General features: G+C 60.6%; 23 protein-coding genes. 15 read left to right on the top strand and 8 right to left on the bottom strand.

Going from position 1 to position 25,654, the window contains the following annotated elements; all coding sequences use genetic code 11:
- The first annotated feature begins 122 nt into the window (after window positions 1-122).
- From OEG84_RS01305 to OEG84_RS01275, 7 genes are all read left to right on the top strand, one after another.
- The gene (locus OEG84_RS01305) at window positions 123-449 is read left to right on the top strand and encodes an ArsR/SmtB family transcription factor (protein WP_267652064.1); all 327 of its coding nucleotides are present in this window, start codon (window positions 123-125) and stop codon (window positions 447-449) included.
- A complete protein-coding gene (locus OEG84_RS01300; protein WP_267652063.1) occupies window positions 446-880 on the top strand; it encodes an SRPBCC family protein in 435 nt (144 codons plus the stop codon). The genes OEG84_RS01305 and OEG84_RS01300 overlap by 4 nt, the downstream gene beginning before the upstream one ends.
- A 62-nt stretch (window positions 881-942) precedes the next feature.
- Entirely contained in the window at window positions 943-1,251 is a 309-nt protein-coding gene (locus OEG84_RS01295) for a YciI family protein (protein WP_267652062.1), read from the top strand.
- Between the two features lie 107 nt (window positions 1,252-1,358).
- On the top strand, window positions 1,359-1,754 hold the full coding sequence (locus OEG84_RS01290) for a DUF1761 domain-containing protein (RefSeq protein ID WP_267652061.1): 396 nt from the start codon (window positions 1,359-1,361) through the stop codon (window positions 1,752-1,754).
- 175 nt (window positions 1,755-1,929) lie between these two features.
- Window positions 1,930-2,226 (top strand): hypothetical protein, encoded by a 297-nt coding sequence (locus tag OEG84_RS01285; RefSeq protein WP_267652060.1) that lies wholly within the window; start codon window positions 1,930-1,932, stop codon window positions 2,224-2,226.
- 237 nt (window positions 2,227-2,463) lie between these two features.
- Window positions 2,464-3,390: a calcium/sodium antiporter gene (locus OEG84_RS01280; protein ID WP_267652059.1), complete on the top strand. Its 927-nt coding sequence runs from the start codon at window positions 2,464-2,466 to the stop codon at window positions 3,388-3,390.
- A gap of 96 nt (window positions 3,391-3,486) precedes the next feature.
- Entirely contained in the window at window positions 3,487-4,530 is a 1,044-nt protein-coding gene (locus OEG84_RS01275) for an aldo/keto reductase (RefSeq protein WP_267652058.1), read from the top strand.
- A 153-nt stretch (window positions 4,531-4,683) separates the two neighbouring features.
- Here OEG84_RS01275 and OEG84_RS01270 read toward each other — a convergent pair whose 3' ends face one another.
- From OEG84_RS01270 to OEG84_RS01260, 3 genes are all read right to left on the bottom strand, one after another.
- Window positions 4,684-5,886 (bottom strand): MFS transporter, encoded by a 1,203-nt coding sequence (locus OEG84_RS01270; protein ID WP_267652057.1) that lies wholly within the window; start codon window positions 5,884-5,886, stop codon window positions 4,684-4,686.
- A 217-nt stretch (window positions 5,887-6,103) separates the two neighbouring features.
- Entirely contained in the window at window positions 6,104-8,086 is a 1,983-nt protein-coding gene (locus tag OEG84_RS01265; protein WP_267652056.1) for a putative bifunctional diguanylate cyclase/phosphodiesterase, read from the bottom strand.
- Between the two features lie 26 nt (window positions 8,087-8,112).
- The gene (locus tag OEG84_RS01260) at window positions 8,113-8,601 is read right to left on the bottom strand and encodes a putative pterin-binding protein (RefSeq protein WP_267652055.1); all 489 of its coding nucleotides are present in this window, start codon (window positions 8,599-8,601) and stop codon (window positions 8,113-8,115) included.
- 578 nt (window positions 8,602-9,179) lie between these two features.
- Between OEG84_RS01260 and rpsF the strand changes: the two genes are divergently transcribed.
- The 4 genes from rpsF to rplI all read left to right on the top strand — a co-directional run bounded on the left by rpsF (window position 9,180) and on the right by rplI (window position 11,629).
- Window positions 9,180-9,599, top strand: coding sequence for a 30S ribosomal protein S6 (gene rpsF / locus OEG84_RS01255; RefSeq protein WP_267652054.1), 420 nt, complete (start codon window positions 9,180-9,182; stop codon window positions 9,597-9,599).
- An 11-nt stretch (window positions 9,600-9,610) separates the two neighbouring features.
- Window positions 9,611-9,859: a 30S ribosomal protein S18 gene (rpsR, locus tag OEG84_RS01250; protein WP_267652053.1), complete on the top strand. Its 249-nt coding sequence runs from the start codon at window positions 9,611-9,613 to the stop codon at window positions 9,857-9,859.
- A gap of 148 nt (window positions 9,860-10,007) precedes the next feature.
- Window positions 10,008-10,976 carry a DUF2232 domain-containing protein gene (locus OEG84_RS01245; RefSeq protein ID WP_267652052.1) on the top strand — a complete coding sequence of 323 codons (969 nt, stop codon included), beginning with the start codon at window positions 10,008-10,010 and terminating at the stop codon, window positions 10,974-10,976.
- 32 nt (window positions 10,977-11,008) lie between these two features.
- On the top strand, window positions 11,009-11,629 hold the full coding sequence (gene rplI / locus OEG84_RS01240; RefSeq protein WP_267652051.1) for a 50S ribosomal protein L9: 621 nt from the start codon (window positions 11,009-11,011) through the stop codon (window positions 11,627-11,629).
- A gap of 77 nt (window positions 11,630-11,706) precedes the next feature.
- Here the strand turns inward: rplI and OEG84_RS01235 are convergent, their stop codons facing one another.
- Both OEG84_RS01235 and OEG84_RS01230 read right to left on the bottom strand, forming a co-directional pair.
- Window positions 11,707-12,978, bottom strand: a complete 1,272-nt coding sequence (locus OEG84_RS01235) for a hypothetical protein (RefSeq protein ID WP_267652050.1) — start codon at window positions 12,976-12,978, stop codon at window positions 11,707-11,709.
- Window positions 12,972-13,301, bottom strand: a complete 330-nt coding sequence (locus tag OEG84_RS01230) for an ArsR/SmtB family transcription factor (RefSeq protein WP_267652049.1) — start codon at window positions 13,299-13,301, stop codon at window positions 12,972-12,974. The genes OEG84_RS01235 and OEG84_RS01230 overlap by 7 nt, the downstream gene beginning before the upstream one ends.
- Window positions 13,302-13,420: 119 nt before the next feature.
- On the opposite strand from OEG84_RS01230, the gene OEG84_RS01225 reads away from it, so the two are divergent.
- Together OEG84_RS01225 and OEG84_RS01220 are read left to right on the top strand one after the other, a co-directional pair.
- The gene (locus tag OEG84_RS01225; protein WP_267652048.1) at window positions 13,421-14,329 is read left to right on the top strand and encodes a uracil-DNA glycosylase; all 909 of its coding nucleotides are present in this window, start codon (window positions 13,421-13,423) and stop codon (window positions 14,327-14,329) included.
- Window positions 14,330-14,510: 181 nt separating this feature from the next.
- Window positions 14,511-15,812 (top strand): MFS transporter, encoded by a 1,302-nt coding sequence (locus OEG84_RS01220; protein WP_267652047.1) that lies wholly within the window; start codon window positions 14,511-14,513, stop codon window positions 15,810-15,812.
- Window positions 15,813-15,915: 103 nt separating this feature from the next.
- Here the strand turns inward: OEG84_RS01220 and OEG84_RS01215 are convergent, their stop codons facing one another.
- The 3 genes from OEG84_RS01215 to OEG84_RS01205 all read right to left on the bottom strand — a co-directional run bounded on the left by OEG84_RS01215 (window position 15,916) and on the right by OEG84_RS01205 (window position 20,040).
- Window positions 15,916-16,329 carry a universal stress protein gene (locus tag OEG84_RS01215; protein WP_267652046.1) on the bottom strand — a complete coding sequence of 138 codons (414 nt, stop codon included), beginning with the start codon at window positions 16,327-16,329 and terminating at the stop codon, window positions 15,916-15,918.
- Between the two features lie 216 nt (window positions 16,330-16,545).
- Window positions 16,546-17,457, bottom strand: a complete 912-nt coding sequence (locus OEG84_RS01210) for a DMT family transporter (protein WP_267656045.1) — start codon at window positions 17,455-17,457, stop codon at window positions 16,546-16,548.
- Between the two features lie 285 nt (window positions 17,458-17,742).
- Window positions 17,743-20,040: a xanthine dehydrogenase family protein molybdopterin-binding subunit gene (locus tag OEG84_RS01205; protein ID WP_267652045.1), complete on the bottom strand. Its 2,298-nt coding sequence runs from the start codon at window positions 20,038-20,040 to the stop codon at window positions 17,743-17,745.
- Between the two features lie 286 nt (window positions 20,041-20,326).
- Between OEG84_RS01205 and pepN the strand changes: the two genes are divergently transcribed.
- On the top strand, window positions 20,327-22,969 hold the full coding sequence (gene pepN, locus OEG84_RS01200) for an aminopeptidase N (protein WP_267652044.1): 2,643 nt from the start codon (window positions 20,327-20,329) through the stop codon (window positions 22,967-22,969).
- A 288-nt stretch (window positions 22,970-23,257) separates the two neighbouring features.
- Window positions 23,258-25,636: a PAS domain-containing sensor histidine kinase gene (locus tag OEG84_RS01195; protein ID WP_267652043.1), complete on the top strand. Its 2,379-nt coding sequence runs from the start codon at window positions 23,258-23,260 to the stop codon at window positions 25,634-25,636.
- Window positions 25,637-25,654 lie beyond the last annotated feature (18 nt).

The raw sequence follows: 25,654 nt of genomic DNA, 5'->3' as shown, positions 1-25,654 counted from the left end.
GTGCCGGAACCGATGAATTGGCGAACCAGGACGCCGGTTTCCACCTCCGCGATGCAGGTTCGTTGGTTGACAAAACCATTATTTTACATTTACGTTAATTAACTACTTTTGAAAGAACATGCATGAGTGATCTGTCCACGATCTTTGCCGCCCTGGGCGATCCGACACGGTTTGCCATTGTCGAGCGCCTGCTCAGGGAGGGTGAGCAGCCCGCCGGCAAGTTGCTCGACACCGGCCCGGTTTCGGCGCCGGCGATTTCACGCCATCTCAAAGTGCTGCGCCAGGCCGGCATTGTCGAGCAACGAATTGACCAGCAGCGTCGGATCTACTCGGTCCGTCCCGAAGCGGTGCAGAGCATCGGTGCCTGGACGATGAGCCACCGCGAATTCTGGCAAACCAGCCTCGACCGGCTGGAATTTGCCCTGCAACAGGAAAGCGACCGAAAATGAGCGACCTCACACTTGAACGCAATTTTCCGCAACCGCCCGAGAAGGTGTTTGCCTTTGTCACCCGGACCGAACACCTGCTGAGTTGGTGGGGACCGGAGGGGATGGGGCTGCGCGCCCACGCCCTCGATTTCACCCGCCCCGGCGCCTGGTCGTCGACGCTGGTCAATGCGGAGGGCGGCCTGCACAAGATGAGCGGTGAAGTGATCGAGGTCGATCCGCCGCGCGCGGTGGAGTTTACCTGGGGCTGGCACGACGACAAGGACGTCCGCGGCCATGAAAGCCGGGTGCGTTTCGAAATCGAGCCGGACGCCAAGGGCGGCAGCATCTTCCGGCTAATCCACAGCGGACTTGTCGATGAGGAAAGCGCTGCCAACCACAACCGCGGCTGGACATCGACATTGCGCAAGCTCGAACAATTGGCCGGCGCCTGAGGCGGCGATCGCCGAACCGGCAATTCATACCGGAACCAGATCACAACAGAGGAGTAGACACGATGCCTGAATTTGTTTTCGCCTATCATGGCGGCAAGAAGCCCGAAACGCCGGAAGCCGGTGCCAAGGCAATGGAGGAATGGGGAGCCTGGTTTGCCGGCATGGGTGATGCCGTGGTCAATCCGGGCAACCCGGTCGGCCAGTCCTGGACCGTCAGCAGCACTGGCATTACCCATGATGGCGGTGCCAATCCGCTATCGGGCTTCACCGTGGTCAAGGCCGACAGCATGGAAGCCGCCGCGGAAATGGCCAAGGGATGCCCGATCCTCGACGGCGGCTCTATCGAAGTCGCCCAAGTCATCGAGATGTAGCCAGTTCCGGTCCGAGACCGGGGTTCAATCAGGCGACGGAGCGGCATCAGAACTCCGTCGTCATCATGCCGACGCCCGACAGGCGCATAACAAGGGGAGCATATCTGATGTCGGAAATTACGATGGGTGTGAGCTGGCTGGCGGTGATCATCGGCGCCGTGGTTTCGTTTCTGGCCGGCTGGTTATGGTACTCGCCGATGCTGTTCGGACCGAAATGGGCCAAGGGCGTCGGCGTTGAAATGGGCACCGCCAGCGAAATGCCGTTTGCCGCCATGGCCGCCCAGCTTGTCGGTCTGTTGCTGATGAGCTGGTTTGTCGGCGTTACCGCCGTCTCGAACGCGCTGTGGACGGCAATCTTGGCGACGCTGGCGTTTACGGTGCTGACCTATTCGGGTGGATTGTTCACCAAAAAATCGAGCTACGCCCGCACGGTCGATGCCGGTTACTGGATCGTCGCACTGGTGATCATGGTGCTTTGCCAGGGCCTGCTTGGCGGCATGTAAAGTGGCGTCGAGGCCGTTGCCTGACCGGGGTTCGCACCGGCGTTCAGCCGGGCTCGGTGCGGCGTCAGAATTTATTTTCTCAGAGAGCGCGCGCGGATCTTGAATTCGCCCTGAACCGCGATCACATCTCAGCCGTCGCGCTCGGTCCCAGCAGCGCTCTCCGGAAAACACGAAGATGTCGCAAACCGCACCTTCCCCCTCCCCGCACCTTCCCGCAGCTGGCTCCAGAGCCATACACCCCAAAACCAGGTTCCTTGCCTTTCTGACCGCCATTGGCGCCATTATCCTGATCACCTCGGAAATCTGGCTGGCCGCAGTTGCCGCCTTGTGGGCCGCCGGCGGTGTCTTCGGCTTTGGTATGACCGGCGATATTATTCTGATTGCACTGATCATACCGCCCGCGCTGTGGGGTACATGGATGACGGTGAAACTCGCCATCGCCGCCGAGCTGGACCCGGAAAACGCTGACTGAGCAGGCACGTTTGCGCTGTTTTGCTTCGGCTTCAGCGGTGCGAAGACCTGATCCGCAGTGGTCGCTGGACCTGCCCGATGCCAACCGGTGACAGCGTTTCCTGTTGCGCAAAATCGCGTAGCAGTTGACCAGTTTGGCCGGGGCCGCTGCCTGCGCCCAGGCTTCGTGACGCAGGCCTCCCGATGGCCAACACAGGCGCGCTCGCTCTTCCCGCGATGGCGCGCAGGAACAAGAACCATGCTGATGCATATCGTTTTACTGTCTCTCGGCCTGGCGCTTCTCACCGCCGGGGCTGAATTTCTGGTGCGCGGCGCGATCTCGCTCGCCAATCGCTTCGGCATGCCGCCATTGCTGATCGGGTTGACGGTGGTTGGCTTTGGCACGTCGATGCCCGAATTGCTGGTATCGCTCAAGGCAGCCCTTGCAGGCGCGCCGGCGATTGCGGTGGGCAATGTGGTCGGCTCCAACACCGCCAATATCCTGCTCATTCTCGGTGCTGCGGCAATCGTATCGCCGATCGCCGCTCGCATCCCCAATCTTACGCGCGATCTGGTTATGATGCTGGTCGCCGCCCTGATCATGCTCGGGCTTGGCTATCTGGGCAACGTCACGCCCGCGTTCGGCGGCGCCATGGTGATGCTGCTGGTGGGTTATCTGGTCTGGGTGACGCGCTCCAACGGCGCAACCAACTGCGAGGACGAAACGGAACTGCACACCCGGCTTGCCGGGTGGAAGGAGGCAGTCTTCATCATCGGCGGGCTTGCCGGCCTGTTCGTCGGCGCCAGCCTGCTGATCGATTCGGCCACTGCCATTGCCCGGCAGTTTGGCATCTCCGAGGCAGTGATCGGCCTGACCATCGTCGCCATCGGCACCAGCCTGCCAGAGCTTGCCACATCGGTGGTCGCCGCCATTCGCGGCCACGCCGAAGTGGCGCTGGGCAATGTGGTAGGCTCCAACATCTTCAACATTCTGGGCATTCTCGGGGTCACAGCAATGGTGGCGCCGGTGCCGGTCGACGCCTCGATGGCCAACTTTGACATCCCGGTGATGCTTGCCGTCTCGCTGGCGCTGTTCGCACTGATCCTGATTGCCGGACGGATCGGCCGTGGCGCCGGGTTGGCGATGCTGGCGGCCTATACCGGCTATGTCGCCTGGCTGTACTAAGCCTGATCCATAACGATGGTTTTACCGGTGCGCGGGTTGCGCCGCGCCTGCCCGCCGGTATTGTGCGCCGAATTCAGGACAAGAGGGATGACCAGCATGAAAATGAATCCGCTCGGGCGCACGGAGATGATGGTGAGCGAGATTTGTCTCGGTACCATGACCTGGGGCGAACAGAACACCGAGGTCGAAGCGCACGCGCAGATGGATTATGCGCTGACGCAAGGCGTGAATTTCTTCGACACGGCTGAAATGTACCCGACCGCGCCGACAAGCGCTGAAACCCAAGGCCGCACCGAGGAGTATATTGGCAGTTGGTTTAGAGCCTCGGGCAAACGCAACGATGTGATCCTGGCCACCAAGATGGTCGGCGACGGCGTCAAATGGATCCGCGACGCAAAAGGCTTTACCCGTGCGTCGGTGCAACAGGCCGTTGATGGCAGCCTGAAACGGCTCGGCGTCGATCACATCGACCTCTACCAGCTTCACTGGCCCAATCGCGGCTCCTATCATTTCCGCAAGCACTGGGCCTATGATGCCAGTACGCAGAACAAGTCCAGCACCGTGCCCGACATTCGCGAGACGCTGGAAGGCTTGGGTGATGCGGTCAAGGCCGGCAAGATTCGTGCCATTGGCCTGTCCAATGAAAGCGCCTGGGGAACCATGCAGTTCGTGCAACTGGCCGAACAACACGGCCTGCCGCGGGTGGCCTCGATCCAGAATGAGTACAATCTGATCTGCCGGTTGTTCGATACGGATCTGGCTGAAGTCGCCCACCACGAGGATGTCGGTCTGCTGGCGTTTTCGCCACTTGCCGCCGGCATTCTGACCGGCAAATACCAGGGCGGTGCGCTGCCCGAAGGCTCGCGCCGGGAAAGGGTCGAAAATCTCGGCGGACGTTGGCGCCCGGAATCGGAAGCGGCAATCCAGGCCTATCTCGATGTCGCCCAAAAACACGGTCTCGATCCGGCGCAGATGGCGATCGCCTTCTGCCTGACGCGGCCATTTATGACCTCGGCCATTATCGGTGCGACCAACATGGATCAGTTGAAAGTCGCAATCGACGCCAAGGATGTAAAACTGTCGGATGCGGTGCTTGCGGACATCGCCACTGCCCGCCGTGCCCATCCGCTGCCGATTTGACATCAGGACTGCCGCCGGCCTGACGCAAAAGAGCCGGCGGCAGCTTCTTTCCCGAGGTTGATGCTGCCCCTCCTCCAGCTGACAATATGCTGGATCCCTTGTGCCATGTCTGAGTCAATTCATAGGTTTGTGGGCCGATGCTTGCGCGGTGCTTCAGACCCTGCGCCCGCCAAGCCGGCGGTGGGTGCGCCGGGCGATGAAGGCGCAACCAATCAGTACCAGGCCGGTGGCCGCAAACACCCCCTGAACCGGCACGAATACGAGCACCAGCCGGGCGAGCGCCGGCGAGCTGACCGCGGAGACATCTCGGTAGGTGGCATAGACCGCCGCCATCTCGGTGCGTTCGGAGGGCTTGACGGTGAGCAGGAACGGCAGCCCGCCGCTGACATCAAGCAGCACCAGAAACAATGTCGCCGACAGCAATATGGCAAGCGCCGCATAGGGCACTGGCGAGGCCAGGGCTGCAATCACAAACAGGATTCCGCTGCCCGCAAACCCGGTGATGATGGCGTTGCGCACACTGGTTTTCTGCAGGAACCCGAGCATCAGCGGGGTAAGAAACAAAAAACCGTTGGAGATCGACAATGCCAGCCCGCCAAGCTGGTCGCTCAGCCCTGATTTGACCGCGAAAATCGGCACATAAATAATATAGACGGCCCAACCGGTCGAGCGCAGGCAGGCAAAGAACCAGCCAGCCACCAGTGTCGGCTGACGGAAAAAGCGCGGCACATAGCGCAGCGGATTGGTCGGCGGCCTGCGTGCCTTGGTAATCGCCTTGCCGTCGCCAAGTCGCAGATGCCAGAAATAGGCCAGCATCACCAGGCTGGCGAGGATCGAGATCAAAAACGGTATCTGCGGGTGCAGGTCCATCAGGAACACGCCCAGGAAAGGACCGACGCTCCAGGGGATGCCGCTGTAGAGCAGCCGCCGACTCTCGTTGCGACCCATCGAGGCGCGCTCGACATAGTCCATCACATAAGCGTTGAAACAGATCGCCAACATCACCAGCCCGGCGGCGTTGGCGGCGACGGCAAACGGCACGAACCGCAGTGGCAGAAAGCCGCCGATGATGCTGCCGCAGATCATCATCACGATGCCCAGCGTGTAAAGCCAGCGCCGCGGCAGGAAGCGCGCCAGCAGCGGCACCCCCATGGCAAAGGCCAGGCTGGTGAGACCGACAAGCACGTAGATTTCGGAGACCCGCGCGGCATTGCCGAGCGCGCGGTACATCAACACCGGATAGACCGATATCAGCGTCGAACGGGCTGCAGCTTCGCAGGCGGCCAGCGTCGCAAAGGCATGGATACCGGGGCGGGCCGGCGGAAATTCAGAAAGAGAAAGGCGGTTCTGGATCAATTTGCTGGCTACCGCGAAAATGAGGCAACTGAAAATCTCTGCTGGCGGTACAGTCTGCGCGAAACCTGATTCTGGCAAGACACCGGAGCGACATCACAACCATGCACCAGCGACTTCGGCGATTGCGGTGCGCAGGCGGCTCAGCGTTCGCGGCCCTGTCAGCGAGAGCGGCTCCAATTTTAGCGATGGTATCGGCATCTCCGGCAGCGGCCCGGCCTTAGCTGCGGGCCGCGGTTTTCGCTTCGACGTCAGTCCCATTCTCGGCCAGGGACTTGAGCAAGGTCAGATGGACCTGATCAATCGGCTGCGGGCGACCAAGCAGATAGCCTTGTGCAATGTGGCAGCCGCTTTTGCGCAGGATCTCGTGCTGAGCGCCGGTCTCGACCCCTTCAGCCACGACCTTCATGCCAAGTTCCGTGGCCAGATCAACCACCGATTCGACAATCGACAACGCCCGCGGATCGTCGCCAAGATCGTCCACGAAGGACTTGTCGATCTTCAGTTCGTCCCAGTCAAACTGCCTGAGATAGGACAGCGCCGAATAGCCGGTTCCAAAATCATCCAGCGCAATCGAGATGCCGAGATCCTTGAGACCGTTGAGAATGCGGGTGGCCAGTTCCGGCTCTGACATCATCACCGATTCTGTCACTTCCAGCGTCAGTCGGTGCGCCGGGAAACCGGTGCTGGCGAGGATGCCGGTCACCATGCCGATGACATCGTCACGCAACATCTGGCCAACCGAAAGATTGACCGATACCCTGATGTTGTCGGGAAACGCCATCGCATCGACGCATGCTGTGGTCAGAATACAACGTCCCAGTTCGACAATCTGCGACGATGTTTCGGCGATCGGGATGAATTCGTTCGGCCCGATCCAGCCCAGTTCAGAATGCTTCCAGCGCGCCAGGGCCTCGAAGCCAACCAGTTGCCCGTTCCTGATGTCCATCTGCGGCTGGTAAAACGGGAAGATATCACCATTGGTGAGTGCATGTTTGAGATTGGTTTCGAGGCGGCCACGCCTTTCGAAATCCTTACGCATGGAGGGATCGAAGGTTACCACAATCCCCTTGCCAAGTGCCTTGGCATTGCTGAGCGCCAGATCAGCGTCCAGCAAGGGATTGGAGGCCGAATCCCTGACCCGGTCAAGCAGCGCCAAACCGATCGTGGCGCCGATCGCTACCGTGCTGTTCTGAATGAGGTAGGGCTGGCTCAGTTCAGTCAGCATTTCTGCGGCAATGGCTTCATGTCGATCAAAGGCAGCCTCGCCCTGCAACAGCACGACGAACTCATCTCCACCAAAGCGGGAAACGATATTGCCCAAACCCGCCTCGGCGACCAGCCGCCTGAGACGCTTGGCAACCGTGACCAGCAATTCATCGCCGGCGGCGTGGCCGAGCAGATCATTGACTGCCTTGAAGCCGTCGAGGTCGACGGCAAACACCGCCAGCATATTGCTTTCGCCATCGTTGGCGGCCATGGCTGCGTCAAAGTCGCGCTTGAAGGCGAGCCGGTTGGGAAGACCGGTCAGGCCATCATGGTGGGCAAGATCAGAGAATTCCGTCGCAGCTTCGCGGGCCGCGCGATGGGCGCGTTCGAGCGATCTGTTCTGATACATCATCACCAGCAATAGCAATGCGCCGACACCAATCAGTCCGAAGGACAGGTATTTCTGCACACGTTGCTCTTCGGCCAGTTGCGTGCGAATTGCGCCATTGACCATCATTGTGTTGGTGTGAGCGTCAGCGCCAATACGATGGATGACCGGAGCGATCTTCGCGAGTTTTCTGACGATGCGTTGTTGAACCTGCGGGTCGTCAAGATTGGCAAATTCTGTGACCGCTTCGCCAAATTCAGCCCGGATCTGGTTGAACGTGGCGCGGCGTTCGGGCGATTGATCGATATACTCACCAAATTTGCCCGCGTTCCAGTTGTTCAACCGACCTTCGACGATCTGGCTGTACAGCTCTACCTGGGCAGCGTCATCCGCACTGCCGCTAGCGATATAGTCGGACACCCACTTTTGCAGTTCCAGAATTTCCATCCGCCCCGCCGAACCCGTCCATGTCACGTCATAGCGGGCTGAGCGGGCGACGGACTCCTCGGATTCGGCCACGAGACCTGCATGAATCCAGCCAATGGCGCCGAGGGCGACAAGGCTGACAATCGCGATCAGGTTGAATGTGGTTTTGGGAAGCCGCATGAATGGGATGGTCTTTTGAACTCGAACTATTCGATGATGATGCCGCGAACCTGCCAGGCAGACCGCGAATGATAGATTTCCGTGTTCAATTCGGGCTTGTCGTCGAAGGGATAGACGACTAACAGCGGCCCCTTGTCGCTGATCGGCATACGCTCACCATTTTTCTTGCTTGCAAGGATGACGCCATGATCGGTGAAATCAGAGACAGGTATCTCGGTGCGGTATTTGTTGAGTGCCACAACGGCCGCAGCGTCACCGGTCGCTCCCACGGCCAGCAGCAACGCCGCAATTGGCACGCCTTCAAAAGTAACTGGATCAGTTTCCCAGGGCGAAGTGGTGGTGATGGTCGACGTGCCAAGCGCTTCGAGTTCGGCGACCGTAAAGTCCACCGCTTCGCCGTTGGTCACTTTTCCGGAGACAGTCAGCACCACCTTGTCAGAATCTGCGGCCTGGGCAGAGATGCCACCAAGCATGAGTGTCGCGCCGACAAGCAGGGCCTTCAGGAATAAAGACATAAGCGTTTCCTTCTGTTTCAACAATCAGACCAATTTCGCCGCCGGACGGCAATTCCAGCGCAAGATTTTGAATGCATACTGTTCAGCTTCCAATGAATCCGGGGTTAAGCTGGCCATATAGTAGTTACCCGTACGAATTCAGGGTAAAAATGCAGACTGAAAACTATGTAGGTTTGTATTTATCTGAAAACCCCGACGCCTGCCTGCTATGGTGGAGCAGGAAACAACACGCTTTTACCCCCGCCTTGCAGAGGCAGGGGCAGATATCATGACGGCCGGCCCGACAATTCGGTTTGTGGCCCGCCTTTGTCCCGACTGGGGGCTTTGGTCTTGCAATGCAGCAAAAACCGCGTATAAGCCCCCTTGTTCGAACACCCGGTCATCTGGCTGGTGGCTGAACGGAGGGTGCGATCCTTGTCAAAGGGTCCTAGGGGCAAAAGCGCTCCGGCCTCCCGTGTCTCCGCTCACGACCGTCTCGATACCACGTCTTTCTTGCCCGGCTTACCGCCGACAGGACAAGTCGCTGGGGCTTAGCGCCGGACCCGGGTGATGTAAAATGCAAGAAAGGCAAGTCAATCATGGCTCTATATGAACATGTACTCCTTGCCCGACAGGATGTTTCCAGCCAGCAGGTCGAAGCCCTTGTGGACCAGTACAAGGGTGTGATCGAGGCAAACGGCGGCAAAGTCGGGCGTATTGAACACTGGGGGCTGAAGTCCCTTACTTACCGTATCAACAAGAACCGCAAGGCGCATTACGCGCTGATGGACATCGACGCACCGTCGGATGCCGTGAAGGAAATGGAGCGTCAGATGCGCTTCAACGAAGACATTCTTCGCTTCATGACCGTCTCGGTTGCTGCTCATGAAGAAGGCCCGTCGGCCATGCTTCAGAAGCGCGAACGTGACGACCGCCCGCGTGGCGGCGACCGTGACCGAGGCGATCGCGGTGACCGCGGCGATCGTGGCCCGCGCCGTCCGCGCGAAGACCGCGAATAGGAGAACAGACAATGGTCGACATCAACCAGATCCCGACACGCCGTCCGTTCCACCGCCGTCGCAAGACCTGCCCGTTCTCGGGCGCCAATGCACCGCGGATCGATTACAAGGACGTACGTCTGCTGCAGCGCTACATTTCCGAGCGCGGCAAGATTGTTCCTTCACGCATCACTGCCGTGAGCCAGAAGAAGCAGCGCGAACTCGCCCGGGCGATCAAGCGTGCACGTTTCCTCGGCCTGCTGCCTTACGTGCTGAAGTAGGACCTTTTCGGAACCCTGCCTAACGCAGGGTTCCGTTCCCTTCCCGCGAACGGGCGCGGGGTCTGGGTCAACACTCTCCCGGGTTGGGGTTGAGGCGCGAAATCGGTCGCGACTGACCTCTAACTGCTTGAACGCAGGACAGCGACTTATGACACAGCAAAGCACATCGCTCCTTGTGGGCCTGCTCGCCGGCGTATCCGCCGCGCTTCTGCTTGTCAGCGCCGGCTACACTTCCGGTCTTTCCTTTCTGATGTTCGCCACTGCAGCGCTGCCGATCCTGATTGCCGGACTGGGCTGGTCCAACCTCGCCTCGATTGTCGCGGTTGCTACGGCGATGGCCATTGTCGGCCTTGCCACCACGCCGGAGGCTGCGCTGGTGACCGCCGTCACGACGTTGGCGCCAGCCGCCTGGATCGCACATCTGTCCAATCTCGGCCGACCGGCCGAGGAACTTGGCGGGCCCGAGGGCGCGGTCGCCTGGTATCCGCTGTCAGACATCCTCTTGAGCATTTCGTCCGTGGTCTGCACAGGCCTGTTCGCTGTCGGCCTGGCGATGGGTTATGGCGAGGATTTCATCGGCGAACTGGTCGACATGTTTGTCGAAGCACTGAAGTTGAACAACGCCGAATACCAGCCTACCGCAACCGGCATTGCCGAGATGAAACGGTTCTTCCTGTTTGCCCTCCCCGCCATCCAGGCGGCGATCTGGGTGCTGATCCTGCTCGCCGGCTGGTATGTCGCCTCTGCAATCGTGCGCCTGTCGGGTCGTTCACGGCGACCGAAGGACGATCTTCCTACACAGTTGCGGATGCCGTCCATGGGCGCAGTCGGACTTGGCGCCGGCGTTGTGCTGAGTTTTGTGCCCGGTGTTGCCGCCCTGGTCGGCTGGACCATTATCGGGGCTTTCGGCATCGGCTTCGTGGCAGCCGGTTTCGCCATCGCTCACAAGCGTACACGCGGCAAGCCGGCGCGTGGCCTGCTGTTGTGGATGGCCTATCTTTCGACGGTGGTGTTCACGCTGCCGCTCGGCTTCTTTCTGTTTCTCGGGCTGTTCGACACTGCCCGCACACTGACGGTGACCGGCGGCCCCGGTCCCGGCCCCGATTCCAACCCCTGACACCCTGAACAACTCCTTGAAAGGACACCACAATGGACGTCATTCTTCTTGAACGCATCGCCAAGCTCGGCCAGATGGGCGACACTGTAAAGGTTCGCGACGGCTACGCACGCAACTTCCTGCTGCCGCAGGGCAAGGCGCTGCGCGCCAACGCCGCCAACAAGACCCGTTTTGAAGCCGAGCGCACGGTGCTGGAAGCCCGTAACCTCGAGCGCAAGACGGAAGCCGAGCAGATCGCCGAAAAGCTCAACGGCAAGACCTTCGTGGTCGTCCGTTCGGCCGGCGAAACCGGTCAGCTTTACGGTTCAGTCGCTGCCCGCGACGTGATCGCCGTTCTCGCCGACAACGGCTTCACCATCGGCCGTAGCCAGGTCGACATGAACAACCCGGTAAAAACCATCGGCCTGCACACCGTGCCGCTGGCGCTGCATGCCGAAGTCAATGTCGAAGTGACCTTCAACGTTGCCCGTTCCGCTGATGAAGCCGAGCGTCAGTTCAAGGGTGAGGATCTTTCCTCCGCCGATGCCATCTATGGCATTGATGAGGAAGCCGTTGCGGAAGCAGAAGAAGCTGCTGCCAACGATCCGGACTACAATGACGACGAAGACGGCGAAGGCAATGAAGGCGCCGGCGAGAACGAATACAACGCCTGACATCAGGCCATCTGATCGCACACATCAACCGCCCGGGACCTCGTTCCGGGCGGTTTTTCATTTCCTGATCGCAGGCATCAAACCAGGATCACCGGAGCCAGACCGCCGCCGGACGTACGGAAATTCGTGGTCTGCCCCGAGTACATCCGCGCCACCGGGAACAACGGCTTGCCGGCATAGGCGTAGAGCCGGATATCGAATTTGAGCCGCACCGGAACCCCATCCACCAGCAAACCACGATCGGCGGGCGCAACATATTGCTGGGCAACATAATCCCCGTTCAGAATGGTCTTCCAGACACCCGTCGTCAGCTTGTCTCCACGATAGGCAGCCCGACTGCCAAAGCCGCCCGCGGGTTTGAAAAACTTGGACTTGCGCGCCTTCCAGGCAGCTGCCGGATCGATCAGGCCAACCGTTTGCGTCAGCGGAATCATGACGCGGAGATCGGCCTCCACCGCTCCAGGCGTACCATCAGCGCCACCGAGCAGCACGAGATTGCGCTTGTCGGCATAGAGCGCATGGTGGCGCGGCGACGGCGAGATCACCGCCCCGTCCTCCAGATATGCCTGTTGCAGCGCCCGGCTGCTGTCGGCTTCGAGTTTGAAGTCGGTGAGCCGGTTATAGACCATATCGATGGTTTCACCGTCATGGCGCAATGCGCCGTCGCGATAGGTAAGCGCCGATGGGTCGACAATCAGCGTGCGAATACCACGCGAATTGAGCAGTTCGGCGGCAAGCAGCATATCGGGGTAGAGATACTGGTTTTCGGGATTCTCATCGACAATGGCGAGCGTACCAAGTTGTTCGCCCCGTCGCAGAGTGTTCCATTCGTCCAAGAACATCGACACCAGCAAATCGTCGAGCCGGGACTCGGTAAAATCCGGACGGTTTGTTCCGACAGGCAAACAGGATGACCCTGGCTCGGCAAATTGCTTGGCGAGGAAGGCCGCGCCGGCATTGGTGTTGATTTCGATCAGCCGCGGCCCATCGGCCGAGACATGAAAATCAAAACCCATCAACAGGCCCTGGCTTTCCTGCTGGCACGTCAGGTCGATACCTGGATCACGTGCGTGAATGGCTACCTCATAAGAGTTGGTTTCCGTGCTGTGGGCAACTGCCTCCACCAATTGGGCCATCTGCAGGTAGTGGTCGCGGGCAAGGAACACTGCCGTGCCGGCATAGAGCCCGGGCCGATCCGCGAGCAGGCCTGGCAGCCGCGGATTGTGACTGCCGGATGACACCCGATCCCGACGGACGGCAGCATCAAACGGCAGGCAATGGCAGGAGCGGTTGATCTCGGCGACGGCCGTTGTCGCGCAGCAATTGGCGTTTGAAGCCGGGGTCAGCATTTGCACACCCGCAGCACGGTGCGGCGCAGGTCTTCGTGACCGCCACAGCAATCATGCATGATGAAGGAAAACAGCGCGCCAAGTGTGTCGTATTGCGCACAATAGATCATCTGCTTTCCCTCGCGGCGGGCGCGCACCAGCCCGGCATCGGCCATCAGTTGCAACTGCGCGGAGACGGTTTTGAGGTTTTGCCCGATTGCCTCGGCCAATGCGCCGACAGATGCGCCCTTTTCACCGGCCTGCACCAGTGTTTGAAGCAGTAAAACGCGGCCTTCATGGGCCAGAACAGAGAGAACCTTGACGGCAACTTGAGTGTCCGTCATTCTTTTATTCCATGGAATGTAGGAATATGCAAGCGACGTGAACCTGAAGACGCACAGCACGGTGGACCGGGTCGATTACGCCCCTTCCCACTGCATGGCCCATCAGATAGAATCGGGCGATGGCAAGCATGGCACATGAAATGGACCCGGCGGGATGGGCCGCACTTCTGCACTTCTACGCCGACAGCGGCGTCGGAGAGCTGTGCGAAGACACGCCGATCGACCGGTTCGTGCAAACTGCCGAGGCGCATCAGGCCCGCGGCCGTCCGCAGCCGCAGCCCAACGCCGGCGCGACCACGACACCGGGCCAAACGTCTTCATCCCCGGCAACACAGCCTGCGCCGAGCGCAAGCCGCAAACCCGCCCCGCAACCGCTTGCCCCGGACCCGCAAGCCTCGCAGTTGACGGTTCCAGGAGCGGCCGCGTTCGAGCATGCCCGCGCGCTGGCCGCTGGCGCCAACTCAATTGCAGAACTGCGCGCAGCACTCGACGGCTTTACCGGCTGCAATCTGCGCCATAGCGCCAAATCGCTGGTGTTTGCGGACGGCAACCCGGAAGCACCGGTGATGTTTATCGGCGAAGCACCGGGACGCGATGAGGACCTGCAGGGCGCGCCGTTCGTTGGCCGCGCCGGGCAGATGCTCGACCGCATGCTGGCCGCCATCGGGCTTGACCGCGACAGTGCCTATATCACCAACATGATTCCCTGGCGGCCGCCCGGCAACCGTACCCCTGCCCCGCACGAGATCGAACTCTGTCGCCCCTTCATCGAGCGCCATGTGGCGCTGGCTGCGCCCAAAATCGTCGTCATGCTCGGCAATGTGGCAAGCAAGTCACTGCTGGGCACCGACAAGGGGATTTTGTCGATCCGTGGCAACTGGATGGACTATCTGGCCGGTGATGCGCCAATCCCGGCGCTGCCGACGCTGCACCCGGCCTATCTGTTGCGCAACCCGGCGCAAAAACGGTTCGTCTGGGCTGATCTGCTGTCGCTGCAGGAACGGCTGGAGGCGCTGGCGACAGGCTGACCCGCCGCCGTACCAACTCCCCACCTCACCGGAAATATTTTCGTTAGGTCGCAATCGGGCATTCCCGTCGCAATCCGCCATGGCATGATCCCCAAAGAACCCAGTGCAATCAGGTCTTGTCTTCTCCAGATGACACACAGGAGAAAGGCAAGGCCGCTTTCTGTTGGCAGGAATAGCCGCCATGATCCAATCCGTACGATCGGTGGCGTCGCTGCTGCTTTCAACGTTTTTCATGCTCGCAGCCGTAGGACTGTCAGGTTATCTGATCCCGATCAGAGCGGTGGAAGAAGGCTGGTCAACCTTCGCCATTTCACTGATTGCCACCGGCTATGCGATTGCGTTCACCGCAAGCTGCATCATCACGCCGCGGCTGGTGCTGCGCGTCGGCCATGTGCGCGTGTTCGGCGTGCTGACGACGATGATGGCGATGTCGTTTCTGTTGCATTCGCTGCTGGTCCATCCGATGGCCTGGGTGCTGATCCGGGCGCTGGCTGGCTTCTCCATCGCCGGCGGTTACATGATCATCGAAAGCTGGCTCAACGAGAAGGTCAGCAATGAAAACCGCGGCGCGCTGTTTTCGGTCTACATGATGGTGACCATGTCGGCGATCATGCTTGGACAGTATGTCGTGCCATTCGGCGACGTGCTGGGGCCGACGTTGTTCATGGTCTGCGCGCTGATCTGCTCGCTGGCGATCATGCCGACGGCACTGTCGAGCGCACAGTCGCCGCAACCATTGACCCAGGTAAAATTCGATGTGCCGGCTCTCTACCGGCGCTCGCCGGCGGCCGTCATCGGCACGCTGCTGGCCGGTCTGATCGCCAGCGGGTGGAATGGCCTCGGGCCGGTCTATGCCTCGCAACTGGGCCTCACGACGACCGAAGGCGCCTCGATGCTGGCGGTGGCGATGATCGGCGGCGCGATTTTCCAGTACCCGCTTGGCCGTGCATCGGACCGGATGGACCGTCGCAAGGTGATGATTTTTGCCGGCATCGTCGGTGTTGTAACCTGCGGGATGACCGCGATGTTCGGCGTCGAAAACCGGATGATGTTCTTCGCCCTGATGCTGGTACTGGGCACCGTGCTGTTTCCGATCTATTCGCTCAACGTGGCGCATGCCAATGACCATGCCGAGGCCGATGAATTCGTCGAGGTATCGAGCGGCCTGATGATCATTTATGGCGTGGCCACCATGATCGGGCCAATCATCATCGGTCTGGCGATGGACTGGCTTGGCCCGTACGCGCTGTTTGCGGCCATGGCGATCTGCTTTGCCACCTATAGCGGCCATGCCGCCTGGCGCATCAGCCGCCGCGAGCAGCCTTCCGAAGAGACCCGCTCGGACTTCCTGATGATGGCGCCAATGCGCGAACAGACCCCGCAGACCGCCGAACTCGACCCGCGTTCCGACCCTGCCTATGGCGACGATCCGGAGGAAGAACCCGAAGAAACGGAAGCCGACGAGACATCGCGCACGCTGTAACCAGCCCGCTCCCTGCCGCAATCCATGGCGGGGCACCGGGCCGTTTCCCGCGCAGCCGACCCAGCAGGCACAGAACCCGGTGCCTGCACGGTCTTGAAGTGGGTTATCTGACGATGAACACGGATATATTGACATGAGAGGCCAAGTAGCCGGCCTTAGACGAGAAGAAATGGTCGAGAAAGCCGGGCACATGCGAGGCCATGACCACCAGATCAGCGCCGAGTTCTTCCGCCGCCTGCTTGAGTCGAATATCGAGATCGACTGCCGGATCGTGCGAGGTCATGGCCAACGCCGCGAATGTCACGCCGTGCTTGACCGACTGATCGGAGGCAAAGGCATCGAGCTTGGCCGCGAATTCCTTCGGATTATGCGACACCGGCCCCGGCTCTGCGCCCACCACGCCAACAATTGTCACCGATGAATTGTAGATTTTTGCCAGATCTGCAGCAGTGGTCAACGCTTTTTCGAGCTGAACAGCGTGAGTGAGATCGACCGGTACCATGATTTTTGAATACATCTCTTGCTCCCTTCAGGATCAGTCCCAGAACTGGGCTTGATCGACGGCGCAAGCATGGCGCGCCGTTTCAATGCACCTATTGGAGCAAATGTCGGGAAGCATCGCCTTGACCAGTGTCAATTAGCCTATATCAGGAGATAATACTGAGATTCCGGCCAGATCTACCTTGCGTGTGCCAAGCGCCACAAAGCGGCCATTGCATGATGCCTGGCTTAACTACCCCTGCGGGGTCACAAGCCGGCGCTGCGCCCGGCGCTCAAGCCCCAGCTTGTGCTCGCGCAGGATGACAAACAGGCCGGCGCTGACGACAATCGCGGTGCCGGTCAGCATGGTCCAGGTCGGCACGTCACCAAACACGAAATAGCCGATGACGATACCCAGAATGATCGAGGTGTATTCAAACGGCGCAATCGTCGACACATCCGCATGCCGGTAGCTCTGGGTCAGCAATATCTGCCCGAGACCGCCGCAAAATCCGGCCAGCGCCATCAGCACCAGTGTCTGCCAGTCCGGCACGACCCAGCCAAAGGGAATCGTCGCCAGCGACAGAACCGTGGCGGTGAGCGAGAAATAGAGCACGATCGTCGGTGTCCGTTCGGTCAGCACCAGCCTGCGCACCAGGATCATGGCGGTGGCGCCGAGGGAGGCGGAAATCAGAACCGCAACCGCGCCCAGCGCTTCGCCGGAACCGAAACCGTCGCTGAACAGGCTCAGCCGCGGCCAGGAGATGATCATCACCCCGCCAAGACCAACGGCCACAGCCGACCAGCGGAAGATGCGCACTGTCTCGCGCAAGAAAACGGCGGCGAACACCACGGCAATCAGCGGCATGGCGTAGCCAATGGCAATCGCGTCGGGCAATGGCAGGTGCATCAGGCCATAAAACCCGAACCCCATCGCCATAACGCCGACCAGACCGCGCATTACATGCGACATCGGGTTGGCCGTGCGCCACGCACCATCCAGCTGTCCGCGCAGAGCCAGATAGACCAGTATCGGAACGATGGCGAAGGCCGAGCGGAAGAACACGATCTGGCCTGCGGGCAGGCCCTCACCGCCAGCCTTGATAAAGGTCGACATGCTGACGAAAACGCAAACCGAAACCACCTTTAGTCCGATTCCTACCATCGGCGACACGTTCTGTGCCGGGGTCGGCAGGGCCGTTGCCGGCGCAGCGCTGGTCTCGGTTTCAATCGGGCTGGTTTCGCTCACCTGATTTCCTTTTTATCCGGGCCGTGAGAAGAAACACGCACCGTACATTTCGCCGCAACGGCAATGTGGCGGATGGGTCGGAGTAAACCAGATTGCCGGGCCGCCCGACCATAGCCGCTCCGCGTGCCTGCGTCCGATCAATATAGCTGATGATCGGTACGTACTTCGCTGATGGACCGCTGTCCGCCGGCAATCGCTGGCCTAGCTGTTGAGCGCCTCCCAGACCCGTAGCGGCGTCGCCGGCATGTCGATGTGGCGCACGCCGCGGGCCCGGTCGAGCGCATCGACCAGCGCGTTGGCCACCGCCGGACAGGCGCCAATGGTGCCGGCCTCGCCCGCCCCCTTGATGCCCATGGCGTTGGTGGTCGAGGGCACATTGCGGGTCTCGAAATCAAAATACGGCACGCTGTCGGCGCGCGGCATGGCATAGTCCATGAAGCTCGCAGTCAGCAATTGTCCGTCCTCGGAATAGACAACACCCTCGCTCAGGCACTGGCCGATACCCTGCATGACGCCGCCATGCACCTGACCCAGAAGCAGCACCGGGTTCACGGTCACGCCGAAATCGTCGACGATGGTATAGGCGACAATCTCCACATGACCGGTCTCCGGATCGATCTCGACCTCGCAGATATGGGTGCCGTTGGGATAGGTCGCCTCGTCCTGGACAATGTCTGCCTCACCGGTGCGGTCTTCGTCGGACTTGGCCGCAAGGGCAATTTCGGCGAAGCTGAGCACCCGGTCGGTGCCGACAATCCGAGCCGAACCGTCGACAAGTTCGATGTCGGCGGCTGAGGCTTCGAGTTCATCGGCGGCCAGCTTTCTGATCTTGTCGGCCAGCACTTCGGAGGCGCGGTTGACCGAGACGCCGCCGAGCGGGATCGATCTCGAACCGCCGGTGCCGCCGCCCTTGGCAAGTTCGTTGGTATCGCCCTGACGCACGGTAATCCTGTCGAAATCAATGCCGATCTTGTCGGCGACGAACTGACTGTAGGCCGTGGCATGGCCCTGGCCGTTGGTCTGGGTGCCGATATAAAGGGTCACGCCGCCATCCGCATCGAGCGTCAGCCTCGCAGGTTCGGAACCTGCAAAGGCGCATGCCTCGATATAGACAGCTGTGCCAAAGCCGCGCAGCTTGCCGCGCGAAACAGCCTCGGCGGCCCGTTCGGGAAAGCTTGCCGCGCCCGCCTTTTCCAGCGCCCGGGTCATGTGGCCATCAAATTCGCCGACATCGTAGTTGCGCCCGCCCTGGGTCATATAGGGCATCTGCTCGGGCCGGATGAAATTGCGCCGGCGCAGCTCAGCCACCGGCATGCCGATTTCGCGCGCGGTGGCATCGATCAGCCGCTCGATCAGGAACGCCGCTTCGGGGCGCCCGGCGCCGCGATAGGCGTCGACGGGCGTGGTGTGGGTGTAGACCCCGCGTAGCTTGAAATCGAGATTGGCGATGTCGTAGACACCGGTCGCCATCGAGCCGCCAAAAGTTGGCACATAGGGGCCGAACTGGCTCAGATAGCCACCCATATTGGCGAGAATATCAATTTTCAGGCCGGTGATGCGCGCATACTTGTCGAGCGCCAGCGAGGCGGTCACGAGGTGATCACGGCCATGGGCGTCGGAAAGGAAATGCTCGGTACGGTCGCAGACCCATTTGACCGGGCGGCCGAGCTGGCGCGCGCTTTCCAGCGCCAGCGGGTATTCGCGGTAATTGAACGATTTGGTGCCAAAGCCGCCGCCAACATCGCGGGTGACAACCCGGAAGGCGTCGAGGTCCATGCCGAACACATCCTTGGCGAGCGTGCGGCGAATGGCGTGAACGCCCTGCGAGCCGAGCGTCAGCGTGAATTTTCCGGCCTCATCATCCCATTCGGCGAGACAGGCGCGCGGTTCCATATAGTTGGAAACCAGCCGGTTATTAACGAAATGGACGGTCGTCACATGATCGGCACTGGCGATAGCCGTCTCGGTCGCCTCGGCATCGCCGACCCGGTAGAGGAACGCCTGATTGGTGCCCAGATCGGGCCAGACCAGCGGACGACCCTCATCCAGTGCTGTGGCAAGATCGACATGAGCATCGCTGAATTTCCAATCAATGTCGATCAATTCGGACGCATCGCGCGCCTGCTCCAGCGTGTCGGCGACAATGAAGGCCACTGCATCGCCGACGTGGCGTACCTCGCCGTCGCACAGAAGCGGCGTGTGCTTGAGCGCGTGGCGGGTTCCATCGGGCTGCTTGAGTGTCGTCTGGCAGATCACCGGGCCGAGATGGGCCACGTCCTGGGCAGTCAGCACCAGATGCACGCCATCAGCCGAGCGGGCGGCGTCGAGATCGTTGAAGCTGAAGTGCGCCGCCGCATAGGCCGAGCGCAGCACGAACCCGCGCAGTTCACCTTCGGCGGTGATGTCATCGGTAAAGGCGCCCTCGCCGCGAATCAGCTTTGGGTCTTCCTTGCGCAACGCAGATGCGCCGACTCCGAATTTGGGCGTGGCGATGTTCATGGCATTTCCTGATGAAAGCTCTATTTTCGGGCACAAGCCCGGCTCGTCCGTATACTTATCGTGCTCGGACGATTTGTCGAGACAAGCGGGGAAGAGAAACTGGCGTCCATTTTCGGCACAGGGGATGCGATGGGCCAATCAGGCGGCAAAACGCGCCAAATTTGCAATTTTGTATCGATTTTGGTGAAAAAGCACTCACCCCCGAAGGCGCCAGGCATTTTAACGCCTTCTCAGTATCCTCCATGATAGCGTCTGTCCCAATATTGAATATTGCGGGACACATAATATGCGGACTGAATCGGGACAGATATTCAAGCTCGGTGACTATAGACCCACGGATTTTGTTGTAGAACGGATCGATCTTACCTTCGAATTGGACCCGGCGGCGACCAAGGTGGTCTCGCGGATGATCCTGCATCGCCGCGAAGGCGTGGCGGCGGATGCAGCGCTGGTGCTCGATGGCGACGAATTGACACTCGACGGTTTGCAGCTTGATGGCAATGACATCGATCCCGCCGGTTACGCGGTAACACCCGACAGCCTGACCATCCGCGCCCTGCCCGAAAGCGGCCCGTTCGAAATCACCGTCTCCACCACAATCTCGCCTGAGACAAACACCACGCTGATGGGGCTATACCGCTCCAGCGGGGTCTATTGCACGCAATGTGAAGCCGAAGGGTTTCGCCGCATCACCTATTTCTATGACCGGCCGGATGTACTTGCGGTCTACACCGTAACTGTCATTGCCCGCAAAGATGATGCCAAGCTGTTGTTGTCGAATGGCAATTTCCTCGGCGGCGGCGACTATGACGAAGGCCGCCATTTCGCCGCGTGGTTCGATCCGCACCCCAAACCTTCCTATCTTTTCGCGCTGGTTGGCGGCGATCTCGGCATGATCGAAGACAGCTTCACCACCATGAGCGGCCGCGATGTGGCGCTGAAAATCTATGTCGAACACGGCAAGGAAGCGCGTGCTGCCTATGCGATGGACGCGCTCAAGCGCTCGATGAAATGGGACGAAGAAGTCTATGGCCGGGAGTATGATCTCGATATCTTCCAGATCGTCGCTGTGTCGGATTTCAACATGGGGGCGATGGAGAACAAGGGCCTGAATGTCTTCAACGACAAGTATGTGCTGGCTGACCCGGAAACCGCGACCGACGCTGATTACGCCAATATCGAGGCGATTATCGCACATGAATATTTTCACAACTGGACCGGTAACCGCATCACCTGCCGCGACTGGTTCCAGCTCTGCCTGAAAGAAGGGCTGACGGTCTATCGCGATCACACGTTCTCGGCCGATCAACGCTCGGCACCGGTCAAGCGCATTGCCGAAATCCGGCTGCTCAAGGCGCATCAGTTTCCCGAGGATGCAGGGCCGCTCGCGCATCCGGTGCGCCCGCAAAAATATCGTGAAATCAACAATTTCTACACAGCAACCGTCTATGAAAAAGGCTCTGAAGTGGTGCGCATGATCCGCACCATTCTGGGCGCGGAAGACTTTCGCAAAGGTATGGATCTGTATTTCGAACGGCATGATGGCGACGCCTCGACGATTGAGGATTTTCTCGCCTGTTTCACAGACGCCAGCGGCCGTGACCTGACACAGTTCGCGCTCTGGTACAGCCAGGCCGGCACACCGCTGGTCACCGTGTCGACCGACTGGAACGAAGCCGGCAAGACCTTCAGCGTGACGCTCGAGCAATCGCTGGCGCCGACGCCCGGACAGTCACGCAAGGCACTGATGCATATTCCGCTGGCCTATGGGCTGATCCTGCCCGATGGCCGTGAATTCGAAGGGCAACCCCACGGTGGCGAGGCCGGGAACGGCGTGTTTCACCTGACAAAACGCAAGCAGACCTTTCGTTTTGCCGGTGTGCCCGAGCGGCCGGTGCTGTCGATCAACCGCGGGTTTTCCGCCCCGGTCAACATTGCCATGGAGCAAAGCATCGCGGATCTCGCGCATATCGCCCGCCACGACAGCGACGGCGTGGCCCGCTGGCAGGCAATCAACGACCATGCGACCCGAAGCCTCATCAGCGCAGCACGGCTTAGCCGCGACGACCGCAAACTGCCGTCTGTCGCCGAGCTTGCTGAAATCCTGATCGCCACGGCAGCAGACGAAAGCCTGGAGCCAGCCTTCCGCGCCCAGACGCTGACACTGCCGTCAGAAAGCGACATTGCCCGTGAAATCGGCGGCAATATCGATCCCGACGCGATCCATGCGGCCCGCGAGGCGGTGATGAAGGAAGTCGCGCATGCGGGTCTTGAAACCTTTGCTGCGTTGGCTGACAGCGCGCCAACGGGCCCCTACAGCCCGGATGCAGAGGATGCGGGCAAACGGGCGCTTGCGGCTACCGCAATGGCCTATGCGTCGATCGCCGAAGGCTGGCCGGATAGGCTCAAGAAGGCGTTCGATGCAGCCGACAACATGACCATGATGGCACAGGCGCTGCAGCTGCTGGTGTACCAGTTTGCCAGCGCGGAAGAAACCCGGGAAGCTCTGGAAAGCTTCAGAGCGCGTTTTGCCGACAACCCGCTCGCCCTTGATAAATGGCACACGATCCAGGCCATGGCGCCGGGCGCAAAGAGCTACGACCGGGTCGAGCACCTGCTCGCCGGACCGGACTTTGATCGTACCAACCCCAACCGCATGCGCGCCCTCGTCGGTGCGTTCTCGGCGGGCAATCCCACCGGTTTCAACCGTGCCGATGGCGCCGGTTACCGACTGCTGGCGCGCGAGGTGATTGCCATCGACAAGCGCAACCCGCAACTTGCCGCGCGACTACTGACCGCGCTGCGATCGTGGCAGTCACTGGAATCCGGCAGGCAGGAACATGCCCGTCTTGCACTTGTCTCGATCCGTGAAGCCGGAGCGCTGTCAGCCGATGTCAGCGACATTGTCGATCGCATGTTGCCAGGCTGAAGCTGGCTCGGCGCCCATTCGATCCTTGCCCTAGCTGCGGCTGGCTCCCGTCCCGGGGCGGCCGCAGCCGACCGTGCCAGAGTTCAGCCGCGGCGGATTTGCCGAAACGGCGCTGCAAGCGGTGTCCGGATCCGAAACAGTTGCGACTCGATTCTAACAAATTCGCCATTAAATCAACTCGTTAACAGATCCTTGCTTTTAGGACTGGACAAGCCGAATCACCTTTGATTCATTAGGTCAGATTCGGAGATGCGGTTGTCCGAATCCCAACGGGGACAGATACAAATCATGGCGGACGCGCAGACTACACCTGCGGCCGAAGGGTCGATTCATGCTCAAAAACCAGACGCGAAACGGGCGTCGGGACGAGCGCTTTCGGGGCATGCGAAACTGTTCGCGCAGCCCGCCTATGATCGCCTGATTGGCGCCGAGCCTTTTCTCAAACGCCTCATTCCCGTGCTCATCATCGCCTTTCTGGTGGTGGTGGCCGCAGCGCGCTACATCAATATCAATGAGGGCCGAGAGCGACTGCAGACCGCTGCCGAGCAGTTGACGGCGCTTTCGGCCGTGGCAGCGAGCGCGGCGCTGTCGGTCGACCTGACCCCGGTGCGCGAAGGATTGCGTTGGGAAACGGAAGCACGGCTCAACCGGGCACTGGATTCGATTTCCGAGAATGAAGGACGTTCCCTGCTGGTGCTTGACGCCCACAACCGGGTGTTCGCCGCCACTGCCGGCGGGCGTCATCTGGTCGGCCGCTCAGCGTCGAGCCTGATGCCCGAAGCCTCGCCGCTGTGGCTGTTCGGTAATCGCGCCGGCGTTCAGGCGATCGAATTTGACGGCGACCAGAATCTCGCCGCCTTGACGCGGCTTCCCGACGGCGTGGGCGCGGTGCTGTCGCTGACCCCGATCTCGGACATGAACGAGGCCTGGCGGCAGGCGATATCGGTCAATGTCACCCTGTTCATCGCCACCTCCTCCATTCTGCTGGTCATCCTCTATGCCTATTTCAGCCAGGCCGGGCGTGCCCAGGAGGCCGATGACATCTATCTCGAAAGCCACCGGCGGGTCGACATGGCGCTGTCACGCGGGCGCTGTGGCCTGTGGGACTGGGACATGGCGCGCGGCCGGCTCTACTGGTCGCGCTCAATGTACGAGATCCTCGGGCTGCCGCCACGCGACAGCGTGATCTCGTTCGGCGAAGCCTCTCAGCTGATCCACCCCGACGACGGCGATCTTTACGAAGTCGCGCAGAAAGTGGCCAGCGGCGATCTCAAGCAGGTCGATCACCTGTTCCGCATGCGCCACGCCAACGGGCACTATGTGTGGATGCGGACAAGAGCGCAGGTGGTGGACCCGACCTCGGGACAGACCCATCTGATCGGCATTGCCATGGACGTGACCGAGCAGCATCGGTTGCAGCAGCACTCCGCAGAGGCCGATCAGCGGCTGTTCGATGCGATCGAAAGCACCTCTGAAGCCTTTGTGTTGTGGGACAGCAGCGACCGGCTGGTGTTGTGGAACAAGCACTATCAGGAAATCCACGGCCTGCCAGACGACATCCTCGCGCCCGGCACGCCGCGCACGGTGGTGGAAAGTGCCGCGACCCGACCAGTGGTGGCACGACGGCTGGCAGTGCCCTGCGCCCAGGGCGGCGCGCAGAGCTTCGAAGTACAGCTTGCCGACGGCCGCTGGCTGCAAATTAACGAACGCAAGACCCGCGACGGCGGCCAGGTTTCGGTGGGCACCGACATTACCCCGCTCAAACGCAACCAGGAGCGGTTGCGCGACAGTGAAAAACGGCTGATGGCAACAATCGGCGATCTCACCTCGTCCCAGGCCGAGCTTAACCGCAAGGCCGCCGAACTATCCGAACTCAACCGTGATTACCAGATCGAGACCGAACGCGCCGAGGCCGCCAGTCGGGCCAAGTCGGAATTCCTGGCCAATATGAGCCATGAGCTGAGAACCCCGCTGAATGCCATCATCGGCTTCTCCGAAGTGCTGCAGGCGCGGATGTTCGGTCCTCTCGGATCGGAAAAATACGCCGAATACGCCGACGACATCCACGGCTCCGGCATTCACTTGTTGAGCGTCATCAACGACATTCTCGATATGGCCAAGATCGAGGCCGGGCAGATGCAGATCGATCGCGAAGATGTCGATCTGGCGCTGCTGCTGGAGGAAACCATGCGGCTGGTGGCGATTCAGGCGGAGAAGAAGGGCATCGAGGTGCAGCCACGAATCTCGCCCCTATTGTCGCTGCACGCCGACCGCCGGGCCATGAAGCAGATCCTGCTCAACCTGTTGTCCAACGCGGTCAAGTTCACCGAACCGGGTGGCCGCATTCTGGTGCGCGCCCGCAAGACCTCCTGCGCTGTAACGCTGACCATCGAGGATACGGGCATCGGCATCCCCAAGGGTGTGCTACGCCGGATTGGCCAACCGTTCGAACAGGTGCAGAACCAGTTTTCCAAATCCACCGGCGGTTCCGGTCTGGGACTCGCGATCTCGCGCAGTCTGGCCGAACTGCATGGCGGAGCGATGAAAGTTCGCTCGACCGAGGGCGTAGGGACGATTGTCAGTGTACGAGTGCCGATCGATTGTCCACAATCAATGACCGTCGAGACCGAAATTAAGGCCACTGAGGATAAAAGCGCCGCGGCCTGAACAGCGACACCAGTCGAG

This window comes from Hoeflea algicola (assembly GCF_026619415.1).
Classification (GTDB): Bacteria; Pseudomonadota; Alphaproteobacteria; order Rhizobiales; family Rhizobiaceae; genus Hoeflea; species Hoeflea algicola.
Note: the sequence above shows the minus strand (reverse complement) of the source record. Positions and strands in the feature narration are given on the sequence as shown.